The sequence below is a fragment of the Oleiphilus sp. HI0086 genome (genome assembly GCF_001635225.1).
The window spans coordinates 1-532 of sequence record NZ_LWFZ01000319.1 but is presented as its reverse complement, the minus strand read 5'-3'; the positions used below and the strand labels follow the sequence as shown (position 1 = coordinate 532).

1 protein-coding gene is annotated in these 532 nt (G+C 48.1%); it reads left to right on the top strand.

Annotation, left to right across the window (positions count from 1 at the left end):
- Positions 1-30 precede the first annotated feature (30 nt).
- Positions 31-532: HAD-IC family P-type ATPase (locus A3756_RS03945; protein WP_197481154.1), on the top strand; the 502-nt coding region annotated here is incomplete at its 3' end.

Below are 532 nucleotides of genomic sequence, written 5' to 3'. Positions count from 1 at the left end.
ACACAAGGCTACCGAGTACTCGCTTTCGCTATGAAGAACTTAAATGACGGCGACACTTTCGATCAGGAAACGCTTGAGTCACAGATGACTTTCCTAGGCTTAGCCGAATTGATCGACCCTCCCCGAGAAGAAGCCAAAGAGGCCGTTCAACAATGTAAAACAGCTGGTATCACACCGATAATGATTACCGGGGATCATCCTGCAACAGCTTTGGCAATTGCGAAACAACTCGATCTGGTTCCAGCTAACGAGTCAGCGAATAGCAGTGAACATCACCCCAGTGTCATTACCGGGGCTGATATGGCATCGATTGATGATATTGAACTCCAACAAACTGTTCAGTCAACGCAAGTTTATGCGCGAGTCTCACCAGAGCAGAAAGTCCGACTGGTAAATGCAATTCAAAGCAATGGCGAATATTGCGCAATGACTGGAGACGGAGTGAACGATGCCCCAGCACTCAAAAATGCCCACATAGGTGTCGCTATGGGGAAGAATGGCACTGACGTAGCTCGTGAAGCTTCTGATATGG